Source organism: Streptomyces sp. NBC_01515, from assembly GCF_045040345.1.
GTDB lineage: Bacteria > Actinomycetota > Actinomycetes > Streptomycetales > Streptomycetaceae > Streptomyces.
On sequence record NZ_CP109416.1, the window covers coordinates 2,681,285 to 2,703,770 of the forward strand.

Below are 22,486 nucleotides of genomic sequence, written 5' to 3' on the forward strand. Positions count from 1 at the left end.
AGGCTCAGACCTGCGCCCGCTCCGCCACGACCTGCTCGATCTTCGCGATGGCGTCGTCGAACGCGATGCCGTTCTCCTGCGAGCCGTCGCGGTAACGGAAGGACACCGTCCCGCCGTTCATGTCCTCGTCGCCGACGATGACCATGAACGGGACCTTCTGCTTCTGCGCGTTGCGGATCTTCTTCTGCATGCGGTCCGAGGACGAGTCGACCTCGACGCGCAGCCCCTTCTTCTTCGCCGCCACGGCGAACTTCTCCAGGTACTCGACGTGCCCGTCCCCGATCGGGATACCGACCGCCTGCACCGGCGCCAGCCACGCCGGGAACGCACCCGCGTAGTGCTCAAGCAGCACCGCGAAGAACCGCTCGATGGATCCGAACAGCGCCCGGTGGATCATGACCGGCCGCTGCTTGGAACCGTCGGGACCGGTGTACTCCAGGTCGAAGCGCTCCGGCAGGTTGAAGTCCAGCTGGACCGTGGACATCTGCCAGGTCCGCCCGATCGCGTCCTTCGTCTGGACGGAGATCTTCGGCCCGTAGAACGCGGCGCCACCCGGGTCCGGAACGAGCGGCAGCCCCTGCTTCTCGGCGACCTGGCGCAGCGTCTCCGTGGCCTCTTCCCAGACCTCGTCCGAGCCGACGAACTTCTCCGGGTCCTTGGTCGACAGCTCCAGGTAGAAGTCGTTCAGGCCGTAGTCCCGCAGCAGGTTGAGGACGAAGGTGAGCGTCTTGTCCAGCTCGTCGGCCATCTGCTCGCGCGTGCAGTAGATGTGCGCGTCGTCCTGCGTGAAGCCCCGCGCGCGGGTCAGCCCGTGCACGACGCCCGACTTCTCGTACCGGTACACGGTCCCGAACTCGAAGAGGCGCAGCGGCAGTTCACGGTACGAGCGGCCACGCGCGTCGAAGATCAGGTTGTGCATCGGGCAGTTCATGGGCTTGAGGTAGTAGTCCACGCCCTCGTCGAGCTGCATGGGCGGGTACATGCCGTCGGCGTACCAGTCCAGGTGCCCGGACGTCTCGAAGAGCTTCCCCTTCGTCGCGTGCGGGGTGTAGACGAACTCGTAGCCCTCCTCCTCGTGCCGGCGCCGCGAGTAGTCCTCCATCGTGCGGCGGACGATGCCGCCCTTGGGGTGGAAGACCGCGAGGCCGGAGCCGATCTGCTCCGGGATGGAGAAGAGGTCCAGTTCACTGCCCAGCTTGCGGTGGTCGCGCTTCTCGGCCTCGACCAGGAAGTCGAGGTGCGCCTTCAGCTCCTCCTTGGAGGGCCAGGCGGTGCCGTAGATGCGCTGGAGCATGGGGTTCTTCTCGCTGCCGCGCCAGTAGGCGGCCGCGTTGCGCATCAGCTTGAACGCCGGGATGTTGCGCGTGGTGGGCAGGTGCGGACCGCGGCAGAGGTCCTTCCAGCACAGGTCGCCGGTCTTGGCGTCGAGGTTGTCGTAGATCGTCAGCTCGCCGCCGCCGACCTCGACGTCCGCGCCGTCGTCGGTCGACGCGGAGCCCTTGATGCCGATCAGTTCGAGCTTGTACGGCTCGTCCGCCAGCTCCTCGCGAGCGTCCTCGTCGGTCACCACGCGCCGCGAGAAACGCTGGCCGCGCTTCTGGATCTCCTGCATCTTCTTCTCGATGGCCTTGAGATCCTCGGGCGTGAACGGCCGCTCGACGTCGAAGTCGTAGTAGAAGCCGTCCTTGACCGGCGGGCCGATGCCGAGCTTGGCCTCGGGGAACAGCTCCTGCACGGCCTGCGCCATGACGTGCGCGGTGGAGTGGCGCAGGATGTTGAGCCCGTCGGTGGAGGAGATCTCGACGGGCTCGACCGCCTCCCCGTCCTGCACCTCGTACGCCAGGTCCTTCAGCTCCCCGGCCACGCGCGCGGCGATGATCGAGCGCTCGCCGGCGAAGAGTTCCGCGGCCGTGGTGCCCGTCGTCACCGTGCGCTCTTCCCGCTCGGAATCGCGTTGGATGATCACACGGACGTCTGACACGGGTCTCTCCTGACTACAGGGTGGATGCGGCGCCATACCGTGAGCGCGCGCAATAGGGGATCGTACCGACCCTAAGGGGCCCACCGCTAAACGGTCGCCCCCGGCCCCCGCTCCCCATCTCTCCCCTCCGCTCCCTCAGTCCTCCCCGCTGCACGCCTCCTCGAAGAAGTCGAGGTTCTCCTGGAGGGACTTCATCAGCCGGTCCCGCTCCGCCTCGTCCACCTGCACGGGTGCGACCCCGGAGGCGCCGGTCAGCCGACGGAACCCGCCCCGGCTCTCCAGCCGCCCGTGCACCCGCACCGGCAGCCCGACGAGGTGGGCGTGCCCGGCTATCCGGTACGACTCCTCGTCCAGGGTCATCCGGACGTGCCCGACCTCGGCACCGGCGATCACCTGCATCCGTACGGTGCCCTCGCCGCGCGGCCCCGACCTGCGCATCCGCACCACCGAGCCGGTGATGCGCACGGGCATGGCCGGTTCCTCGCGCAGATAGCGGGCCCCGGCCGCGCGCAGCACGGGCAGGTCGCCCGGCGAGAACTCGACGGCCTCGGCCTGCGCGGCACACCCCTCGGGGACTCCCGCGCCGGGCGCCCACTCGACGGCGATGCGGGCGCCCTCGGTGCCGCGCACGAGCGCGACGACGGCTTCGGTCAACTCCCGGCTGACGCCCGCCTCCACGGCCCCGTCGAAGGCGTCCATGCCGCCGGTGGCCCGCTCGTAGTCGATGGCCTCTCGGGTGGCGTACAGCGCCTGGTGGAGGCGTACGGCGAGGTCGCGGCCGGTGTCGACGGGAACGAACGCGGTGAGTTGACGGCCGCCGGGCGCGGAGCCGACGAGGACGTGTTCCAGGGACGCGGCGGCGGGGCGGCGGTGGCGGGCGCCGTAGTAGCCGGCACGCGCGCGTGTGGCGAGTGCGGCGGCGAGCAGCATCTGCCGTGCGGCGGCGCGGAGTTGCTCTTCGACCGTCCAGGACGCGGCCCCTGCCGGTCCGGTCGGGATGTCGCGCCACCAGCGGATCTCGTCGCTCGGTACGGCGAGGCAGACGAGGACCTCGCGGGCGGAGGGGGTGTTGCTGCGGGCGAGCGCGTCGAGCGCCTCGCCGAGGAGGTCGTCGCTGTCGGGGAAGGCCCGGCGGCTCGGGGACCAGCAGGCTGGTCCCCGAGCCGCCGGGCCCGGGTGGGGTCCAGCGGCCGTACCGTCCGGGCGCTCCGCCGCGCCGCTGCCAGCCGTGCCGGCGCAGCAGGGCGCCGAGGACGGCGGGGTCGACCTGGTCGGGCTCGGGGGGCCGTTCCCAGGAGGTGGGGTCCACGGGATGCGGTCGTACCGTCCGCAGGTGTTCCTCGACCGAGCGGTGCCTCATGGCCTGCCTCCCGTCCCGACCCGCGTCATGATCTCGCACAGCGCCCGGTCGTCGAAGATGCGCGAGGTCGGTATCCGCACGGTGGTCCGGGTCCGGCCGGTGATCGCGTGACCGGCGAGGTTGACCCAGTAGCAGCAGTGCCGCAGGTCGAGCCGGTCGTGGCTGGCGCGCAGCCAGTCGTCCTGGGAACGCGGGACGAGCATCACGACCAGGATCTTGTGCACCGAGACCGGTGTGCGGGCGAGCTTGCGCAGATGGTCGTTGTCGAGCGTGAAGGAGAAAGACCGTCCCGGCGGATTCGGCGGGATCTGGTAAGTGCACTTGAGCTGCACTTTTATCGTGACCTCGTCGTCCACCGTGTGCCCGGGCGAGCCGTGACTGACGTGCCAGTCGATGCCGTTGTCCGGGAAGGGTTGCGACAGCGAGCAGCCGGCCGCGGCGGCGACGGCGTGCAGATAGCCCACCTGCAGAGTCTCCATGCAGGCGGTGGTGGCGAGCGATCCGCGCTGGGGTGCCGTCCGTTCGGGCAGCAGCCCGCCCCGCTCGGGCTGCGCTATCACCATGGCCAACAGCCTTCCAAGTTCAGGTGAATTGCTGTGCTGAATGCCTGATCGGGTCGCTGAACTGCAAAGACCCGCACTCCTGTTGTGTCCTTCCGGCGTACGGCGCAAACAGCCCGGGTATCACCAAACAGGCAGAAGACGGTACGTCAGCTGCCGTGGGTGAACAAGGAGTTGTGTACGTATGACGTGCTGGTACGAGGGCCCGTTGGCCGCGTTCGACACGGAGACCACGGGCGTGGATGTGGAGACCGACAGGATCGTGTCGGGCGCCGTCGTCGTCCAGGACGCCCCCGGTACCCGTCCCCGGGTGACCCGGTGGCTGGTGAACCCGGGGGTGCCGGTGCCCGCCGGGGCGACGGCGATCCATGGACTGACGGATGAGTATCTTCAGCGCAACGGCCGCTGGCCCGCGCCGGTGATGCGTGAGATAGCCGACGAGCTGGCCGAACAGGCCGCGATGGGACGCCCGTTGGTGGTCATGAACGCACCGTTCGACCTGACCCTGCTGGACCGCGAACTGCGCCGCCACCGGGCGTGCTCGCTGGACCACTGGTTCGAGTCGACACCCCTGCTTGTCCTGGACCCCCGGGTCCTGGACAAACACCTGGACCGCTACCGCAAGGGCCGCCGCACCCTCACCGACCTGTGCGCGCACTACGGCGTCACGCTGGAGGGCGCGCATGACGCCGGCGCGGACGCGCTGGCCTCCTTGGAGCTGATCCGAGCCCTGGGCCGCCGCTTCGCGACCCGCCTGGAACGCCTGTCCCCCGCCGAGCTGCACACCCTGCAGTCGACGTGGCACGCGGCCCAAGCACGCGGCCTCCAGGCGTGGTTCGCGCGCAGCGGCACCCCGGAGTCGGTGGACCAGTCGTGGCCACTGCGGCCAGGCCTGACGGCGGAGGCCGCATAGGCGGTCGGCACGCCGGCGCACAAAAAAGCCGGTCCGCAGCTGCGGACCGGCTTTTCCCGGTGGGCGATACTGGGTTCGAACCAGTGACCTCTTCGGTGTGAACGAAGCGCTCTCCCACTGAGCTAATCGCCCGGGAACGCACCGAACAATACAGGCCCCCGCGGGTTTCCTTCAAACCGCTTCCGTCAGACCGCTGCCAGGTGTGCGAGCAGCCCGCGCCGTCCGGCCCGCATCATCAGCGCGTGGTTGACGCGGAACACCGGCCGCCCGGGTACGGCGAACCGCCTGAGCAGCGGCCGGTTCAGGTCGACCTCCTGGTCGTAGCGAGCGAGCGTGCCCGGGCCGTCGGCCGTGAGGGTCCACCGCGCCCAGCCCACCAGATCGCCGGTCATCGCGATCTCCAACACCCCGGCGGCCGGGTCGCGCCGTACTTCGCGCGCGGTGAAGGTCAGGGCGTACGGCAGGCTCGCGCGGATGCGGATGACGCCGGTCGTGTCGTCGATCCGCTCGACCTCGCGCACCTGCGGCCACCAGCTGGGGTAGTCCTCGGCCCGTTCCAGGAACGGGTACACGACGGCGGGCGGCGCGGGCAGGGACCACCGGGCGCGGAAGCGGTAATGGGTCCAGTCCATGGCGGGAGTCTGCCCGGCCAGGGACCCGTCTCCCGGTACCTGAGTACGTTTTGAGTACGTGCGCTCATGTCGTACGGCGGTCAGGCGACCACACTCCGAGACATGACGCACATCCCGCCCCCGGCCGTCGAGTTGCGGATCCTGGACGCCGAGCTGCACCAACTGGACGCCCGCCGCGCGCAGTTGCTGCACCGGCGCGCCTGGCTGCTGACCGTGCTCCAGCCGGCCCGGCCCGCGCCCGTGACACCGCCGTTCGCCGCACCGCCCCGGCGCGAGGCCACCGCACCGAGCGTGCAGAACCTGCTGCTCCTGCTCGGCGCCACCCTGCTCATCCTCGCCGCGATCGCGTTCACGCTGGTCAGTTGGGGGAGCATGGGGATCGCGGGCCGGGCGCTGGTGCTCGGCGCGGTGACCCTGGCGACGCTCGCCGCACCCGTCGCGCTGCTGCGCCGGGGCCTGCGCTCCACGGCAGAGTCGCTCGCGGGCCTCGGGCTCGTGCTGACGGTGCTGGACACCTACGCACTGCACGAGGTCGCCTTCCCGGACGGGGACGGAACGACGTTCGCGGCAGCGGCGACAACCCTGCTGACCGCGCTGTGGGCGGCGTACGGCATCGGAATGGCAGCGCTCCCGAGCCCGGCCGTCACCCGCGAGGAACAGCCCCCCGCACCCACCCTTCTCCTCCCGCTTCCCTCGGCACTCACGCTCGCCCAACTCCCCTTGATTCTCTGGGTGGTTGCGGCCGGTGGGGGCATCCACACGGTCACGGCCGCGATACTGGTGACCGCCGCGATGGACATGATGATCGCGCTCCGGGTCTCCCCGAAGGCCGTCCGTTTCGTCGCCGTCGGCGGAGCGTTCGGTCTGGGCGGCCTGGGCGTGCTGACGGCCGGGCTGATCTCCTTGTCCTCGAACGGTCCGGGCGCCGCCGCCCGTGCGACGGCGGTCCTGGTGCTCGCGGCGGCGGGTGTGTTCGCCGCCGCGTGGCTCGCCCCGGGCCCGGGGCTGCGGACGGGCGCGGCCACGACGGGCGGCCTGCTCGTGGTCGCCACGCTCGGTGGCGTGCTGCGGGTGCCGTTGTCCTACGACTGGGCGGTTCTGGGCTATCTCGCCTGTGGGATAGGCCTGTTGGCGCTCCTCCGGGGCTCGCTGCCCGAGCCGGTGCGCCGCGGCCTCGGCCTGGCTTCCCTCGGCGTACAGGGGATCGCACTGCTGTTGACCCTGCCGGCCGTCGTCACCACCCTGTTCGGCCCGGCCGCGTGGCTCTCCCGCATCTGGTCCGGCGCACCGGACGACGCGCGTGCCGCGGCGACGGTGGACATCCCGTGGCCCATGCACGAGACCACCGCTCCCCTGGTGCTCGTCGCGGTCGCCGGAGTGCTCACGTTCGCGGTCCGCAGCACCGTGTGGCGACCCCGGGCCCTCGCCACCGCGCTGACCCTGGCGTGGGTGACGGCGATGATCGTCCCGACCGCACTGCAACTTCCCTACGTTGTCGGCCTGTTGGTGGACGGGCTCATCGTCGCGGCCCTGCTCTCGCTCACGCACCGCGTCGCCACAGCCCTCGCCCTGTTCACCTCCCTCGTCCTCGCCTCCCTCTCGCTGGCCTCCGAACCGGCCACGCTCGCCGTACTCGCCTCACTGACCGCTCTGTTGGCGGCTGCGGCCTGGCGCGGGCGCCTGACGCCGGTCTCCGCGGGCTTCTCGCTGGGGTACGCAACTGCCCTCGCCTGCGCGGTGGGTGGCGCCCTCGGCTGGCAGCCGCAGCACATCGCGTTGCTGGTGCTCGCCGTACCGGTGACGGCCGCGGTGCTCGCCGCGCGCCTCACCGATCCGGTGACGACGCTGGTGGTCGAGTTCTCGGGTGCCGTCGCGGGTGTACTGGCGATCGGTCTCGCCGGTGCCGAACTGCCCGTCCTGGCGCTGGTGTTGGCCCTCTGCGGAGTGATCGCGGCGGGCACGGCGCTACGGCCCGAGCGCAGGAGCGTCGGCTACGCGGCCGCCGCCCTGTTCGTCCTCGCCACCTGGGTACGGCTGTCCACGTGGAACGTCGGCAGCCCCGAGGCGTACACGCTGGCGGTGACCGTCCCGGCGCTGCTGGTGGGCGCGCTGCGCAGGCGCCGCGACCCGAACGCCTCGTCCTGGACGGCGTACGGCCCCGGGCTCGCCGCCACGCTCGCGCCGAGCCTCCTCACGGCCTGGGCGGACCCGCACTGGACCCGCCCGCTGCTGCTGGGCGCAGCCGCGCTGCTGGTCACACTGATCGGCGCGCGGCACCGCCTCCAGGCACCGCTCCTCCTCGGCGGCGGCACCCTCGTGCTGGACACCCTGCACGAACTCGCCCCGTACATCGCCCAGGCCGTCGGCGCCCTCCCCCGCTGGGCACCTCCCGCCCTCGCCGGAGTCCTGCTGCTCGCACTCGGCGCGACGTACGAGCAGCGGATCCGGGACGCCCGACGGGTGCGGGAGGTCCTGGGCAAGATGAACTAGATGAGTAGTTCCGATGTGTCTCAGTGGTCGTAGGCGATCAGTGACCTGGTGATGGGTGCGCCGATGGCGCGGTTGTGCCAGATCGCGCAGGTCATCGCCAGGATCCGCTGGGCCACGCGGACGCCGACGCCTTCGATGGTCCGGCCGCCGTGGTGTTCGAGGTCGAGCTGGCCCTTGAGGGTGTCGTTGACCGACTCGATCAGCTGCCGCACGGTCTTGAGCAGGGCTTCTGCGGGGTGTGGGGTGCCGCGGTTGCGGTAGGAGGGCCGCAGCAGCTGGATGCCGCGGGCGGCGAGGAAGCGGTCGAGTTCGGCGGCGGTGTAGCCCTTGTCCGCCAGGATCAGCAGGCCCGGCCGGGCGGCTGCCAGGTGCGGCTCCTCGTCGATCAGGGCGGCCAGCACCTGCCGTTCGTCGATCTTCGGGTCGGCGAGGGCCCAGGTGACGGGCAGTCCGGCCGGGGTGCACACCAGGTGCAGTTTCAGGCCCCAGTAGAAACGGGAGTGGGAGCGGCAGTAGCCGTAGTTGGCCCAGCCGGCCAGGTCCGAGCGGCGCACGGTTTCCCGGGAGCGGGCGCACTCGACGGGCGTGGAGTCCACGACCCACAGCGGGTCCAGCCACAGGTCGGTGTCGGCTGCCAGTGACCGGATGACCCGCTTGACCAGGGGCAGAGCCGCTCGCAGGCGCTTGTTGTACGCGGGCCGCTGCGGCAGGTACGGGAACATTCTGTGCAGGTGAGCGTGCGCGAAGCGCAGCCATCGGGCCTCGCAGTGGAAGCCCAGGACGGCCTGGGCCACCGCCAGGGTCACCAGCTCGGCATCGGTCAGCAGCGGCGGACGCCCACGCCACCGCGGTGTCTTCAAATGGTCATCGACATGCACGTACAGTGCCGTCAAGAGGGTGTCTAAATCGGTCGTCACAACCCGATGTTGGACACCCTCCCTGCGTCCGTGAACCCCACAATCGGAACTACTCGTCTAGCCCCGCGCTAAGGCATCTTGTCGCCGAGCAGCGCCAGGTTCTCGATGGCGGCGAGGCCGTACAGCGCGGTGTCGTTCGAGGACACCCAGGCGGCCTCGCTGCCCGGGACGAGCGTCACCGGGCCGGTCAGCGGCTCCGTCTTCCACGGGGACGACTCCATGTAGCCGTCGGAACCGTAGAACTTGGTCCACGCCCGCTTGGCGAGCGTCGCGTCGCCGAGTTGTACGGCGGCGTAGGCGTCGAGGCGTGAGTGGCCCTGGAAGAGCAGCAGGGTGCCGAAGTTGGAGCCGTAGCGTGCCGCCTGTTCGGTCTTTGAGGCGTTGAAGTAGCGGCAGTAATCCATGTACACCTCCTTGAACTTGGGCATGTCGACCAGGTGAATCAGCTCCGCGCACAGCTCGTTGAGGCCGAAGACGGCCGAGAGGTGCGAGACGGAGACGACGGGCGCGGAGGCGACGGCGAACTTGCCTGTGTCGAGGTCGTACAGCCCGCTCCCCTGCACAAATCCGTTGGGCTGGGCGGCGATTGTCTCCATGGTCGACAGGACGCGCGCCTTGGCCTTCTCCCACTTGGGGCCCCTGCGTTCCCACTCGGTCAGCCACGCCGACACCAACCCGCTCCAGTCCGTGCCGAATCCGATCGACAGGGCGTGCCGGTCGGGGGTGTACGGCGCGGTGCGGATCTTGCGGATCGGGTCGAGGACGAGGAAGGTCTCGTCGGAGTCGACGTTGGCCGCCATGAGGTCGCCGACGCGTTCGTCGGCGGTGAGGAAGTAGTAGTAGCGCCGGTAGGTGGTGTTGGCGATGCGCTGCTGCTTGGCGCTGTCGGCGTAGTGCTGGACGCCGTGCCGGGTGCCCAGGCCGGCCCATTCGCCGAGGTGGTAGACGTCGACCTCGCCGGTGTGCCGGGTGAGCGCCTCGGCGAAACGGAAGATGTCCGAGCGGCCCGAGCGGATGTACGCGAACCAGAGCCAGATGTCCGGCGACAGCTCTGAGTTGTCCCACGCGTAGCCACCGATGTCGTACCGCCACTGGTGCCGCACGGTGTCGTACGAGTGCATGAAGTCGCCGTAGTCCCAGAAGCCGTACCAACGGCGTTGCGCCACCTGGTCCTTGTAGTAGGTGAAGAGGAAGTCGAGGTGGTCCTCGATCTTCGTCTTGGCGGTGGTGGAGCGGTCGGGCTCGGAGTAGAGGCCGGGGCCGAAGACCTTGGATTTGATCAATTGCTGCGGTGGGGCGGCGAGTTGGGGCAACACCCTGACGGCGCCCACCTGTTGGGCGAGGGCCTCCGGCGTCGGCGTCGACTCGTTGGCCCAGAAGAGGAGTTCGGAGGTGCGGGCGATGCCGTACGGGGTGCCGAACTCGGGCTCGTAGTCCTCGTAGGTGATTTCGAGGCCTTCGAGCTGCTTGGCGTACGTGTCCTGGCCCATGCCGTCGTGGTAGAAGCGCAGGTCCATCGGCTGGGCCTCGGGCGACCAGAGCCAGAGGGTGACCTCGGCCTCGTCGGTGTGGGCGTCGCGGATGTCGAGCTGCGCGGGGAACTTCTCCCAGAAGTCCCGCAGCCCGAAGGAGAATCCGCCGCTCGCGCCGCCGACGTAGCCGAATCCGGAGGCGTGCCCGCCACCACCGGCGGGGATCCAGCCGTGGCCCGTGGTGGTGCGCTTGCGCAGGGTGAAGCCGTCGGCGGAGAGCTGGGAGAGGGTGTAGTCGCCCCACTTGGGGATGTACTGGAGGCGGCTCGTCACGCGCTGGTCCCAGGTCGACGGGTCGGCCAGCTTCTGGCCCGCGTACTGGGCCGCCTGGACGGTCGCGCCCGGGTCGCGGCGCAACCCCGTGATGCCCTGAACTGCCTCACGCAGCAGGCCGGTTCCTTCGCCGCCGATGCGGATGTGACGGTCGTACGCCGCATCCCTCATCGGCACGGTGAAGCGAACCCCTAGCCCGCGGATGAAGTCTCCGCTCGCCTTGCCCGGTTCCACCGTGCCGTCGAAAGTGATCGTGTGCACCATGCGGAAGGAGTCGGCACCCGCGTAGAAGTAGAGGCGGATCGAGAACGGCAGCCAACTCCGGCCGCCCTTACGGTGTTTGCCGTCGATGCGGACCACCGCCCTTACCGGGCCGTCCTGTTCGACGGTGACCTCGCCGATCACCCCGTCGAAGCGCTCGGTCTTCACCGCGCCCTGGTCCTCGTCCTCGATCTCGGGCTGGCGGATGAGGACGAGACGGCCGTTCTTCGCGATCTCCGTGCCGCCCCGGGTGACCGACTTGATGAGGGTGGAGCCGTTCTTGCCGATCTTCGCGGTGATGACCCCGGTCGAGACGTCGATGGTGCCGCCGCTCCTGTCGACGGTGACCTTCTTGGCGGGGGCGGCCGTGTCCCCGGCGGTGAGGGTGAGCTTGCCGGAGCCCGAACTCACCGCGTGGGCCGTCCACTTGAGGGAGCCGTCGGGCCAGTAGGCGAGCGGCCAGGACTGCACCGGCACGGCCGTACCCTCGGCGTCCGTCAGCGCGAAGGTCTGGTCCTCCTGGTAGGTGCCCATCGGCCAGGGCACACCGACCGTCGAACCGGGCGCGGCGCCGAGACCGCCGTCCTCCAGCCAGTCGAGGGTCACCGGATCGCCGTCGGCCGCCGCGACTCTCGGCGCGGCCTGGGCATCCTTCGCACCCAGCGCCCAGCTGAACTGCGCGGCGGCTCCGGCGACGGCCGCCGCCTTGAGCAGGGACCTGCGGGGAATGGGAGACATGACCTGTCCTTTCCGTGCGGGAAGCTTTCTTCAAGTCCGTCTGGTCAGGGGCATGACATAGAGAGGTGCGACGCCGGGAACGCGCCGACCTGATGCGAGGGCACCGCCCGTCAGCGGCGCCGGTACCGCTCCTCCACGGCTACGGCCGCGGCGGCGACGGCCCCCAGCACGGGGACCGCCAGCGGTGCGATGAGCAGGGCGGAACAGCCGACGAGGACCAGCCCACCCACGAGCAGGAAGGAACCGGCCGGGTCGAGCACCGTACGGCGACCGGCCTGGGCGAGCAGCGCCCGCCAGGTGTCCCCCGGCACCCAGACGGCAGCCGCGCGCATCCCGGCCACGAGGGTCCCGAGCAACGCGAACACCCCGACGGCGCCGACGAGTTGCCCACCGGGCAGCCCGGCGCGCACGGCCTGGACGTCCACCCATACGGCGGCCCCCGCACCCCACCCGGCGACCCCGACGACCCACCCACCGCGCACCGCCGCCCGGAAGTCCGCGACGAACTCCCGCCAGCCGCCGCCCACATGAGCCGTACGTCGCCTCAAGTGCCGTGCCCCGGCGGCGAACGCGGCGGGATACGTGACAACTCCCGCCGACGCGACGGCGATCCACACCCCGGTGAGCAGACATTCGGCGAAGACCCCGAACCGCTCGGCGAGGACCGACTCCCTGCGTGCCTTCACGCGTGCTTCGGCCACCGGCTCAGCCCTTCAGTCCGGAGGTCGCCATGCCGTCGATCAGGTACCGCTGGAAGGCGAGGAAGAACAGCAGCACCGGCAGCAGCGCGACGAGGGACATCGCGATCATGCCGCCGTAGTTCGCGGCCACGCCGTCGGAGTCGCGGAACATCATCAGGCCCAGTGAAACGGTGTATTTTCCGGGCTCGTTGAGGTAGATCAGCGGGCCCATGAAGTCGTTCCAGGCGTTGATGAAAGTGAAGATCGCGCTGGTGATGAGCGCGGGCCGGCACAGCGGCAGCACGATCGACCAGTAGATGCGCAGGTGCCCGCAGCCGTCGAGCCGGGCCGCCTCGTCCAGTTCCTTCGGCAGGTTGCGCATGAACTGCACCATGAGGAAGACGAAGAAGGCCTCGGTCGCCAGGTACTTGCCGATCAGCAACGGGACGTAGGTGTTGACCAGTTGGAGCTTCTGGAACATCACGTACTGCGGGATCAGCAGCACGTGGTACGGCAGCAGGAGTGTGCCGATCATGAGGGAGAAGAGCAAGTTGCGGCCGGCGAACCGGATGCGGGCGAAGGCGTAGGCCGTCAGGGAGCAGGAGATGAGGATGCCGAGGACCGAACCGAGGGCGTAGAAAAGGGAGTTCTGGAAGAAGGTCCAGATCGAGATGTCGGCGATGCCCTTGGCCAGGCCCTTGAAGTTGGTGAGGATCGGGTGCCCGGGGAAGAGTTGCAGGCTGTTGATGACGTCCTTGCTCGGCTTGAACGAGGCGCCGATGACCCAGACGACCGGGTAGAGGACGACGGCGAGGACGGCCAGCGCGCCGACGTGCCAGACGAGCGAGCCGGTGCGCTTGCGGCCCAGGCCCGGGCCCGGGGACTTCGGGACAGCGGTGACACTCATCGAGCGGCTCATCGGGCGTCCTCCTCGTAGTGCACCCACTTCTTCTGCGACCAGAAGAGGACGGCCGTCACGAGCGCCACGGCGAGCAGCAGCATCCAGGCCATCGCGGACGCGAAGCCCATCTGGGCGTTCTTGAAGCCCTGTTGGTAGAGGTAGCAGGTGTAGACGAGGGTGGCGTCGGCCGGTCCGCACTGGGAGTTGGAGACGACGTACGCGGAGCCGAAGATCTGGAAGGAGTGGATGGTCTCCAGCAGCACGTTGAAGAAGAGCACCGGGGAGATCATCGGCAGCGTGATGTTCCAGAACCGGCGGAAGGGCCCGGCCCCGTCCATCGCGGCGGCCTCGTACAACTCCCTCGGCACCTGCTTCAGCCCGGCGAGGAAGATGACCATCGGTGCGCCGAACTGCCAGACGGTGAGCGCCACCAGGGAGTAGAGGATCCAGTCGGGGTCGCCGACCCAGCCGCCGACATGGGAGCCGAACAACGACTGCGTACGGTCCACCACGGCGCCGTCGGAGAAGAGCGTCCGCCACACGAAGCCGATCGAGACGCTCGCGCCGATGAGCGAGGGGGCGTAGAAGGCTGCCCGGTACAGGGCCTGGCCGCGGCGGCTCTGGGCGAGCAGCATGGCGACGCCGAGGGCGAGGAGCAGTTTCAGCGGGGTGCCGATGACGACGTATTTCGCCGTCACCTCGACCGACTTCTGCCACCGAGGGTCGTCGAACATCCGGGTGAAGTTGTCGAAGCCGATCCACTTCGGGCTGTCGAAGAGGTTGTAGTCGGTGAACGCGAAGTAGAGGGACGCGACCATGGGGCCCGCAGTCAGCAGCAGGAAGCCGGCGATCCACGGGGACATGAAGAGGTAGCCGGCGAGGTTCTCGCGGCGCCCCCACCGCTTCTTGGCGGCGGGGGTGGCGGAGCGGGTCTGCCGGGTGGCGGGCGGAGCGTCGTCGACGAGCGTCACGGCGGTTCCCATCAGGCGGAGAAGGCGGCCTGCGCCTCGGAGAAGAACTGCTTCACCGCGTCGGCGACCTTGGTCTTGCCCAGCGCCATGTCCCCGCCGATGCGGAGGAAGGCGGACTCGGCGGTGTCGGCGCCGGACGGGTGCGGGGTGATCGTCCCGAGGACACCGGCCTTGGCGGTGTCCACCTCGTACTGGGCGATCTCCTTCTGGACCGTGTCGGTCGGCTTGAACGCGTCGTACTGGTCGGTGGTCGCGAGGATGCCCCGGTCGTAGCCCATGATCTTGCCGACCGCGGGGTCGTGGACCATGAAATCGATGAACTGGGCGACTTCCTTCGGGTGCTTGGTGCGCGCCGAGCCGCTGAGCATCAGGGAGGCGAGGTACTGGCCGGTGTCCTTGCCGTCGGTGGTGGGGATCGGCGCGAGGCCGTAGTCGCTGGCGCCCTCCGCCGTGTAGCGGACGGTGAAGTTGTCCCAGGTGAATTCCGAGGCGCCGTGTCCGGCCGAGAGCGAGGACTTGGGGGTGTCCTGGGCGACGACCTTCGGGGAGGTGACGATGCCGGCCTTCACCCGGCCGTATCCGTCCGTCCACCACTCCGTCAGATCGGACTCCTCGAAACCCAGGCCGTCCTTGGTGAAGAACGCCTTGTCGTTCTGCCGGAGGTAGAGGTCGTACAGGTACATGATGCTGAAGTAGCCGGTGTCCCCGGGGACTCCGGTCCTGTCGTGGATCGTCTTGAGGGCCTTGAAGTACTCGTCCCAGGTCCAGCCCGCCGTGGGGTCGACGCCCGCCTTCGCGTAGACCTTCTTGTCGATGACCAGCGCCATGGTGTTCGAACCGACCGGAACGCCGAGCTGCTTGCCGTCGACCTCGCCGACCTTCACCACGCCCGCGCGGAAGTGATCCAGGCTCAGATTTCCCGCGTCGATCTGTGATCCGAGATCGAGCAGGACGCCTCTCTTGTCGTACTTCCGAAGAAATCCGACGGCGTTCTGGAATACGTCCGGTGGATTTCCGCCCGCGGCCTGCGTCTGGAACTTCTCCCAGAAAGAGGGATAGTCCTGAAAGTCCGTCTTCACCTTGATCTTCGGATACTTCTTTTCGAAGAGCGCGATGGACTGATTGATCTTTTTCGCCCGCTCCTCGGCACCCCACCACGAGTAACGGATCGTCACATTCCCGTCCGCGGACGTACCGTCGTTCCCGCCGCATCCCGTCGCGGCCACCCCCAGTGTGACCGCCGAGACTCCGGCGGCCTTCAGGACCGTACGCCTCTCCACATTCGTGCGGGTTCCCATGATGGGCCCTCCCCGTAGCGTCGTTGCCACCTGCATGAATCGTTTCAAGTAAGCGCTTGCTGGCACAAGGTACGGAGGCCCTCGGGGTGCGTCAATGATTCGGACAGGAATTTCTTGTGAACCGGCTGAGCGCTACGACGGCTCCGCCGGACGCGTTGCGGGTGCGACGGGACGGACACCGCAGGTGAGACGCGCGTGACCGGTCGGCCGAACAGGAAGCGGTCTGCCGTACCCGGACATCAAGCGGCCGAAAAACGCCTGGGCGATGGGGAGTTGACGGCGCGACCCGGTGACCGAACGACGACGGCCCGCCTGTGTGATCACAGGCGGGCCGTCGGTCCGGGTGGGCGATACTGGGTTCGAACCAGTGACCTCTTCGGTGTGAACGAAGCGCTCTCCCACTGAGCTAATCGCCCGGGCGCACGGAGAACATTACCCCATGTCAGCAGGTGCCCCGACCAGCGCGGAAAGGCACCCGGGCGCCGTCAGCGGGTCACTGGTCCTTGATCTTCCAGGGCATCACGACGCCGAACTTCCAGAGGTAGACGGCGACCAGGGCGATCACGATGACCAGGCCGATCGAGGTCAGGACGATGTTGCGGCGGCGTACGGCGGGGTCGAGTGCGCGCTGTGCCACCTCGGTCACCTTGCGCTTCGTCCAGCGGAGCACCAGCTGGGCCCAGACGAACTCGGTCGCCCAGATCGCCATGCCGCCGAAGATCACGACCCAGCCGGGTCCCGGCAGCGGCAGCATGATGATGCCGGCGACGACCACCGCGAGGCCGATGACGAAGACGCCGACCTGCCAGCTCAGGTGCAGCGCGCGGCGTGCCTTGATGAATTCCGGCGCCTTGGAACCGAGCCCCCGCCCGTCCCGCGCCCCGTCCGCCCGCGGCTCGTCGGTGGCCCCGTCCGACGCCACGACAACCTCACCCGGCTCGTCACTCCCCGTATTCATACGGACAAACCCTACCCGAGGGAAACCAGTCACCGGAATGGCCCCACGGAGCGATCGAGCCCTCGGCCGGAAGAGTTACGTAAAGGCACGCAAAACACTCAGAGGGGTTTACAACGGCACCGTAGGTGGCATGTCGATTTCGCCGACGTGCGAATCCCCGAGCGCACACTGAGCGAAAGGCCCTGGCGCTTATGAACACCACGGTCAGCTGCGAGCTGCACCTGCGCCTCGTTGTGTCGAGCGAGTCATCCCTGCCTGTCCCCGCAGGCCTGAGGTACGACACGGCCGACCCCTACGCCGTGCACGCCACCTTCCACACCGGAGCCGAGGAGACCGTCGAGTGGGTGTTCGCCCGCGACCTTCTCGCGGAGGGCCTCCACCGGCCCACCGGCACCGGCGACGTCCGTGTCTGGCCATCCCGTAGTCACGGTCAGGGCGTCGTCTGCATCGCACTGAGCTCTCCCGAGGGCGAAGCCCTGCTGGAGGCTCCCGCGCGGGCTCTGGAGTCCTTCCTGAAGCGGACGGACGCCGCCGTGCCACCTGGCACGGAGCACCGGCACTTCGACCTGGATCAGGAGCTGTCGCACATCCTGGCGGAGAGCTAGCGCGAGGTCCCAACCAAGCCGCCCGGCGCCGTCCGAACTCGGGGAGACGGCTCGGGCCTAGACAACCGCATAGGGCACACACCGGCGCCGTCGCCGCGATTCGTCGCGGGGGCGGCGCCGGTGCGCGTGGCCCCCGGTCGCACGATCTTCCGTGCCCCCGGCCCGCACGGCTCTCCGTGGTCCCGCCCGGGAGCGCTCTCCCGGGTCCGGGGAACCGCGAGGGGCACGATCCCGTTCTTAGAGACAGCGGGCCGCCCTCCGGGAAGCCACTACCATCGGCCAGCATCGGCGGGCGCCCGCCCGACCCCCAGGCCAGGGAGCGAAACGTGCTGATCACCCACGACACCCGGTGCGCCCTCGACACCGTGGTCGATCTGGTGAACACCGCACCGGAGGACGCCGCGGCGCCGGACGGACTGCAGGATGTCGCGCTGCTCGCGGATTTCGTACGAAACCACGAGATCAGCGATGTCGGGGTGCTGTCGGAGTTCGACCTCTCCGCCGTGCGCAAGATCCGCGGCCGGTTCACCGCGGTCTTCTCGGCCCCGGACCCCCGGACCGCCGCCGGGCTGATCAACGACCTGGTCGCCGCCGCGGGCACCACGCCCCGGCTCACGGACCACGACGGCTACGACTGGCACGTGCACTACTTCGCGCCGGGCGCCTCGGTCGCCGACCATCTCGCCGCCGACTGCGGGATGGCGCTCGCGTTCTTCGTGGTGGCCGGCGAGGAGGAGCGGCTGCGCCGCTGCGAGGCCCCGGACTGCCGGCGCGCCTTCGTCGACCTCTCCCGGAACCGATCCCGGAGGTACTGCGACAGCCGGACCTGCGGAAACAGGCTGCACGTGGCCGCGTACCGGGCACGGCGCAAGGAAGCGGCGGGCTGACCCGCCCGGCTTGAAGGACTTGATGAGTTCGTGGCCCCCGGCGGGTGACGTCGGGGACCACGAGTACGGCTCACAGCATCAGCAGGTCGTGCAGCGAGGCCATGAGCAGCAGACACCCGATCACCGCTAGGAAGATCATCAGCGGTGGCTGGGAAAGGGCGAAAAGGCACCCGCGCGGCTCGTCCTTCGGCGGCGCGGCGTCGCTCTGTGTCGTGTCCAGCATCTCGCCGCGATGATGACGCAGCGGAGACCCCTGGCGCGATCAACACGCCCGTTATGAGAGGGAGTTCGCCGAATTCCGTGATGTCCGTTTCGAGTCGCGACGACTCCTGAACGCTTACCGGCGGACCTGGCTCACTCTGTGTCGTTTCAGTCGCGGTCCCGTCCGACCGTCATATGCCGTGCTTCTTGAGGATGGCCTCGATGTCGCTGAAGTCCTCCCCGCTCTGCGCGCGGGGCGCTGCCGCCGGCCGGGTCGCCGGGCGCTTGGCCGGTCCCAGGGAGGGGGCTGAGGCCGCCGGGGCCACCGCGTCGGGCTGAGCCGAAGCCCGGGCCGCCCTGCGTTCCTTGCGGGTGCCGCCACCGCCACGGCGGCGCTCCACGGCGCGTGTGCCCATGAAGAGCACCCAGGCACCGCCCAGCACCACGAAACCCGCCCAGGCCGCAGGACTGAACGCGGTGTCGGCCGCCCAGCCGACGACCCCGGTCATCACCAGGCCGACCGGCACCAGCGAATAGGCGGCGATACGGGCGGCGGAGAGAAAACGCTTGCGGTACGCCGTGACCGCCGCGATGCCCAGGCCGGCCGCGGAGACGGCGGAACAGACGGTCTCGGCAATCATCCGGTCCTCCAGGCATGGTTCGGTCGGCAGGTCTCGGTCGCGCCCGGTTCGGTCGGGCACGCTCCCGGCACGCGGGTGCGAGTCGGGCAGGTCCAGTGCACACAGGCGCCGGTCGGGCACGTTTCGGGTCGGGCAGCGTGCGGTCGATCGGGCAGCGTTCACTTCGTCCCTTCCATCCTGCACCGTCCGGTCCCCGGGAGGCCATGCCCCGGTCGGACATCAGGGACATCTCCGGGTCGCATCCTCCCCAGGTGCCGGTCGGCGTCGTACGGATGCGGCCGGTGGTCCCGGTTCGAGGGGTGCGAGCGGTGCGGCCGGTGGTCCCGGTTCGAGGGGTGCGGCCGGGGCTGGGAGACTGGGCCCATGAGTGACCTCCCCTCCGTGCGCACCCCCGTCCTCGACGTCTGGTGCGAGCTCCAGTGCCCGGACTGCGACACCGCCCTGGACGATGTACGCGCCCTGCGGGCCCGCTACGGCGACCGGCTGGAGGTACGGCTGCGGCACTTCCCCCTGGAGAAGCACAAACACGCGTTCGCCGCCGCGCAGGCCGCCGAGGAAGCCGTAGAGCAGGGGCGGGGCTGGGACTACGTCGAGGCCGTGCTCGGCCGGGTCGCGGAGCTGGACCGTGAGGGAGAACCCTTCCTGGTCGCGGTGGCCGGTGAACTCGGTCTGGACGCAGAGGAGTTCGACACCGCCCTGATCGACGGCCGGCACATCCTGATCGTCGACGCCGACCAGGCCGAGGGCAAGGCCATCGGCGTGACCGGCACCCCGACGTATGTCATCGGCGGCGAGCTTCTCGACGGCGGCAAGAGCCAGGAAGGGCTCCGCGCCCGCATCGAGGAGATCGCCGACCGGTTGCTCGCCGGGGGCGAGTGAGCCTCGGAGAAGAGAGGCTCAGAGCAGGCTCTTGTACAGGTGGTAGGTGACCGTCTCGTAGCCGAGTGACTCGTAGAGCCGCTCGGCGGGGGTGTTGCCCGCGAAGACGTTCAGGCGAATGGTCGGCAGACCGGCCGCGACGCCCTGCGCCTCGGCCAGGAGCATCAGCGTGCGGCCGTGGCCTTTGCCCCGATGACGCGCGTCGGACTCGACGTCGTAGACGAAGGCCTTGCCGTCACGGGGACCCGACCAGAGCGTGCCCACCGCGTTCCCTTCGTGCTCCAGAACGCTGAAGATCATGTTCGCGGTGGCCAGTCCGTCGGGCACCATGGCGGCGTTGCCCTCCAGCGCCCTGGTCCGGGCCTGGGCCTCGGGCACCCCGCGCTCGGTCCAGTTCTCCACGACCGCCTCCGTCCCGAGCGCCTTCCAAGGGCCGTACTCCGCCTCGGTCATCGGCCGCGCCCGGCTCCCCGCGGGCAGTTCGGGCGCGATGTCGCCGAGGGGCTTCTCCATGTGGCGGTTGCGGACGACGTAGCCGAGGTTGGTCGCCATCTTGAGCGCCACCTCCGCCGCCGCGGGCACGGATGCCTCGATCCGCTCGCAGCCCCAGCCCCGCGCCACCTCCTCGGCGGCGAGTGCGGCCACGGTGCCCCGGCCGCGCCGACCGTCCTGCTCTTCGATACGGAGGTCCAGGATCTGGGCGACCGAGTCGCCGAAGAACGGACTCGTGCCGAGGTGTATCGCGCCGACGGGACGGCTGTTCACACACACCTGGTAGCGGCGTGAACGCGTCCCGTCGGCCTCGCGCTGAAGCGGCTCGGTCGGCCGCAGGGTCGTGGTCATCAATGGTGTTCTACCCGACCTGGAGCGCCAGGTCAGCCTCTTAAAAGAGGCCTTTATGGATCAAGGTCGTCGCCCGACCGCTCGTCGAACACGCGCATGGCCTTGGCCGTCACCGGCCCTGCGGTACCCGGGAGTTGACGCTCGTCGACCAGGTGAACGGCCTGTACGTCCCGCAGTGACGACGTGAGGAAGACCTCGTCGGCGCGTTCCAGGACGTCCAGCGGCAGGTCGGTCTCCTTGGCGCCGGTCCATTCGACGGTCAGGGCGCGGGTGATACCGGCGAGGCAGCCGGAGGCGACCGGCGGGGTGTGGATCTCGCCGTCCAGGACGACGAAGACGTTCGACCCTGTGCCCTCGCAGAGTCGGCCGACCGTGTTGGCGAACAGGGCCTCGGAGGCGCCGTGTTGGTGGGCGCGGGCGAGGGCGACGACGTTCTCGGCGTAGGACGTCGTCTTGAGGCCGGTGAGGGCGCCGCGTTCGTTGCGGGTCCAGGGGACCGTCACGGCGGCCGTGGAGTCGGTGCGGCGCTTCGTCTCGCCGAGGGCGACCACGAGGGTCGGGCCGTGCTCACCGCGGTCGGAGCCGAGGGGGCCGTGGCCGCCGGTGTACGTGATGCGGAGCCGGCCGAGCGGCATCGGGTTGGCGTCGAGGACGGCCGCGCAGCCGCGGCGGACCTCGTCCAGGTCGGGGTCGGGCAGCCCGAGGCCGCGCGCGGAACGGGTCAGCCGGTCGAGATGCCGGGTCAGCGCGAACGTCTTGCCGTCCGTCACCTTCACCGTCTCGAAAATGCCGTCGCCCACGGTCAGTCCGTGGTCGAAGACGGAGACACGGGCGGACTCGATGTCCTGCAACCCGCCGTCGAGCCAGATCTTCATGAAAGAGCCTCTCCGCTCACCTCGTACGCGCCCGACGCTATCGCGAGCAGCCGTGACGCCTTCAGCTCGGTCTCCCGCCACTCCCCCTCGGGGTCCGAACCCCAGGTGATGCCCGCGCCGGTGCCGAAGCGCAGCGTGCCGTCGGCGCGGTCGATCCAGAAGGTGCGGATGCCTACGGCCAGTTCACCGATTCCCCGGTCCGCGTCGACCCAGCCGATGCCCCCGCAGTAGGGGCCCCGGGGCGCGGTCTCCAGGGCGTCGATGATGCGCAGGGCACTGGACTTGGGGGCACCGGTGACGCTCCCGGGCGGGAAGGCGGCGGCGAGCAGCTCCGGCCAACCGGCAGCGGCGGGCAGTTCACCTCGTACCGTCGACACGAGGTGGACCAGACCCGGGTGCTTCTCCACGACGCAGAGGTCCGGCACGGTCACGGTCCCCGTGGCGCAGACGCGGCCGAGGTCGTTGCGGACCAGGTCCACGATCATCACGTTCTCGGCGTGGTCCTTCTGCAGCAGATCCGCCTCCGTCCGCCCGGTGCCCTTGATCGGGCCCGACTCGACGACGCGGCCGGTACGGCGCAGGAACAGTTCGGGAGAGGCGGTGGCTATCTCGACACCGTGGTCGGGCAAGCGGATCGTTCCTGCGTACGGCGCCGGGTTGCCGCGTGCGAGCAGGGCGGTGAGGGCGTCCACGTCGGCGCCGGGGGCGACCGGTGCGGACAGGACGCGGCACAGGTTGGCCTGGTAGACGTCGCCGGCCGCGATGTGGTCCCGGATGCGGCGGACGCCGGCGGTGTAGGCGGCGCGGTCGAGGGAGGAGGTCCAGGCCTCGGTCGCGGGGGCGTGCCAGGCGCCGGGGACGGGTGCCGGGACCGGTTCGTGTCGTACGTCGCGGAAGCGCGCGCAGGTCAGACGGCCCTCGAAGTCGGCCGCGACCGCCCAGAAGCCGATGGAGTCCAGGGCTGCGGGATCGCTGGTGACATCGAGGAGACCGGTGGCGACACGGCCGCCGAAACGGGCGAGAGGGGTGAGGCGGAACACGCCGTCGAGTCTATGGCGGGTGTCTCACAGGTTGCCCGGCCGTGTCACCG

20 protein-coding genes, 2 tRNA genes and 1 pseudogene are annotated in these 22,486 nt (G+C 69.7%); 5 read left to right on the forward strand and 18 right to left on the reverse strand.

Annotated features, from left to right (window positions below; translation table 11 throughout):
* Positions 1–4: 4 nt before the first annotated feature.
* From thrS to OG407_RS11775, 3 genes and pseudogenes are all read right to left on the reverse strand, one after another.
* Positions 5–1,981 carry a threonine--tRNA ligase gene (gene thrS, locus OG407_RS11765; protein ID WP_405857508.1) on the reverse strand — a complete coding sequence of 659 codons (1,977 nt, stop codon included), beginning with the start codon at positions 1,979–1,981 and terminating at the stop codon, positions 5–7.
* 135 nt (positions 1,982–2,116) lie between these two features.
* Positions 2,117–3,341: pseudogene (locus tag OG407_RS11770) on the reverse strand (hypothetical protein).
* Positions 3,338–3,904 carry a DUF4365 domain-containing protein gene (locus OG407_RS11775; RefSeq protein WP_019059792.1) on the reverse strand — a complete coding sequence of 189 codons (567 nt, stop codon included), beginning with the start codon at positions 3,902–3,904 and terminating at the stop codon, positions 3,338–3,340. The pseudogene OG407_RS11770 and the gene OG407_RS11775 overlap by 4 nt, the downstream one beginning before the upstream one ends.
* A gap of 181 nt (positions 3,905–4,085) precedes the next feature.
* On the opposite strand from OG407_RS11775, the gene OG407_RS11780 reads away from it, so the two are divergent.
* Positions 4,086–4,814: a 3'-5' exonuclease gene (locus OG407_RS11780; protein WP_405857510.1), complete on the forward strand. Its 729-nt coding sequence runs from the start codon at positions 4,086–4,088 to the stop codon at positions 4,812–4,814.
* Positions 4,815–4,874: 60 nt separating this feature from the next.
* Here OG407_RS11780 and OG407_RS11785 read toward each other — a convergent pair.
* Together OG407_RS11785 and OG407_RS11790 are read right to left on the reverse strand one after the other, a co-directional pair.
* Positions 4,875–4,946 (reverse strand) — tRNA-Val (locus OG407_RS11785).
* 53 nt (positions 4,947–4,999) lie between these two features.
* Positions 5,000–5,446, reverse strand: coding sequence for an SRPBCC family protein (locus OG407_RS11790; RefSeq protein WP_405857512.1), 447 nt, complete (start codon positions 5,444–5,446; stop codon positions 5,000–5,002).
* Positions 5,447–5,512: 66 nt separating this feature from the next.
* On the opposite strand from OG407_RS11790, the gene OG407_RS11795 reads away from it, so the two are divergent.
* Positions 5,513–7,936, forward strand: coding sequence for an SCO7613 C-terminal domain-containing membrane protein (locus OG407_RS11795; RefSeq protein ID WP_405857514.1), 2,424 nt, complete (start codon positions 5,513–5,515; stop codon positions 7,934–7,936).
* A 20-nt stretch (positions 7,937–7,956) separates the two neighbouring features.
* Here OG407_RS11795 and OG407_RS11800 read toward each other — a convergent pair whose 3' ends face one another.
* The 8 genes from OG407_RS11800 to OG407_RS11835 all read right to left on the reverse strand — a co-directional run bounded on the left by OG407_RS11800 (position 7,957) and on the right by OG407_RS11835 (position 16,465).
* Positions 7,957–8,853, reverse strand: a complete 897-nt coding sequence (locus OG407_RS11800) for an IS982 family transposase (protein ID WP_405854185.1) — start codon at positions 8,851–8,853, stop codon at positions 7,957–7,959.
* A gap of 68 nt (positions 8,854–8,921) precedes the next feature.
* Positions 8,922–11,657, reverse strand: a complete 2,736-nt coding sequence (locus OG407_RS11805) for a Tat pathway signal sequence domain protein (protein WP_405857516.1) — start codon at positions 11,655–11,657, stop codon at positions 8,922–8,924.
* A 110-nt stretch (positions 11,658–11,767) separates the two neighbouring features.
* Positions 11,768–12,358, reverse strand: coding sequence for a hypothetical protein (locus tag OG407_RS11810; RefSeq protein ID WP_405857518.1), 591 nt, complete (start codon positions 12,356–12,358; stop codon positions 11,768–11,770).
* Between the two features lie 4 nt (positions 12,359–12,362).
* Positions 12,363–13,244, reverse strand: coding sequence for a carbohydrate ABC transporter permease (locus OG407_RS11815; protein ID WP_405868369.1), 882 nt, complete (start codon positions 13,242–13,244; stop codon positions 12,363–12,365).
* An 8-nt stretch (positions 13,245–13,252) separates the two neighbouring features.
* The gene (locus OG407_RS11820) at positions 13,253–14,221 is read right to left on the reverse strand and encodes a carbohydrate ABC transporter permease (RefSeq protein WP_405857520.1); all 969 of its coding nucleotides are present in this window, start codon (positions 14,219–14,221) and stop codon (positions 13,253–13,255) included.
* Positions 14,221–15,507 carry an ABC transporter substrate-binding protein gene (locus tag OG407_RS11825; protein WP_405857522.1) on the reverse strand — a complete coding sequence of 429 codons (1,287 nt, stop codon included), beginning with the start codon at positions 15,505–15,507 and terminating at the stop codon, positions 14,221–14,223. Before OG407_RS11825 ends, OG407_RS11820 begins: the two co-directional genes overlap by 1 nt.
* Before the next feature lie 344 nt (positions 15,508–15,851).
* A tRNA-Val gene (locus OG407_RS11830) sits at positions 15,852–15,923 on the reverse strand.
* Positions 15,924–16,000: 77 nt separating this feature from the next.
* A complete protein-coding gene (locus OG407_RS11835) occupies positions 16,001–16,465 on the reverse strand; it encodes a TIGR02611 family protein (RefSeq protein WP_405857524.1) in 465 nt (154 codons plus the stop codon).
* A gap of 191 nt (positions 16,466–16,656) precedes the next feature.
* Between OG407_RS11835 and OG407_RS11840 the strand changes: the two genes are divergently transcribed.
* Positions 16,657–17,070 (forward strand): SsgA family sporulation/cell division regulator, encoded by a 414-nt coding sequence (locus OG407_RS11840; RefSeq protein WP_004002642.1) that lies wholly within the window; start codon positions 16,657–16,659, stop codon positions 17,068–17,070.
* A gap of 326 nt (positions 17,071–17,396) precedes the next feature.
* The gene (locus OG407_RS11845) at positions 17,397–17,957 is read left to right on the forward strand and encodes a CGNR zinc finger domain-containing protein (protein WP_019059823.1); all 561 of its coding nucleotides are present in this window, start codon (positions 17,397–17,399) and stop codon (positions 17,955–17,957) included.
* A 70-nt stretch (positions 17,958–18,027) separates the two neighbouring features.
* Here OG407_RS11845 and OG407_RS11850 read toward each other — a convergent pair whose 3' ends face one another.
* Together OG407_RS11850 and OG407_RS11855 are read right to left on the reverse strand one after the other, a co-directional pair.
* Complete coding sequence (locus OG407_RS11850) at positions 18,028–18,180, reverse strand: hypothetical protein (RefSeq protein ID WP_019059824.1); 153 nt, start codon at positions 18,178–18,180, stop codon at positions 18,028–18,030.
* 169 nt (positions 18,181–18,349) lie between these two features.
* The gene (locus tag OG407_RS11855; RefSeq protein ID WP_405857526.1) at positions 18,350–18,799 is read right to left on the reverse strand and encodes a hypothetical protein; all 450 of its coding nucleotides are present in this window, start codon (positions 18,797–18,799) and stop codon (positions 18,350–18,352) included.
* A 363-nt stretch (positions 18,800–19,162) separates the two neighbouring features.
* Here OG407_RS11855 and OG407_RS11860 point away from each other — a divergent pair, with 363 nt between their 5' ends.
* Positions 19,163–19,678 carry a DsbA family protein gene (locus tag OG407_RS11860; protein ID WP_328684472.1) on the forward strand — a complete coding sequence of 172 codons (516 nt, stop codon included), beginning with the start codon at positions 19,163–19,165 and terminating at the stop codon, positions 19,676–19,678.
* Positions 19,679–19,696: 18 nt separating this feature from the next.
* On the opposite strand, the gene OG407_RS11865 is transcribed toward OG407_RS11860, so the two are convergent.
* Genes OG407_RS11865 through OG407_RS11875 form a run of 3 tightly spaced genes read right to left on the reverse strand, consistent with a single transcriptional unit; the run spans position 19,697 to position 22,436 of the window.
* Entirely contained in the window at positions 19,697–20,521 is an 825-nt protein-coding gene (locus tag OG407_RS11865) for a GNAT family N-acetyltransferase (RefSeq protein WP_405857528.1), read from the reverse strand.
* A gap of 53 nt (positions 20,522–20,574) precedes the next feature.
* Complete coding sequence (locus OG407_RS11870; protein WP_405857530.1) at positions 20,575–21,396, reverse strand: aminotransferase class IV; 822 nt, start codon at positions 21,394–21,396, stop codon at positions 20,575–20,577.
* Positions 21,393–22,436, reverse strand: a complete 1,044-nt coding sequence (locus OG407_RS11875; protein ID WP_405857532.1) for a chorismate-binding protein — start codon at positions 22,434–22,436, stop codon at positions 21,393–21,395. Before OG407_RS11875 ends, OG407_RS11870 begins: the two co-directional genes overlap by 4 nt.
* Positions 22,437–22,486: the final 50 nt, after the last annotated feature.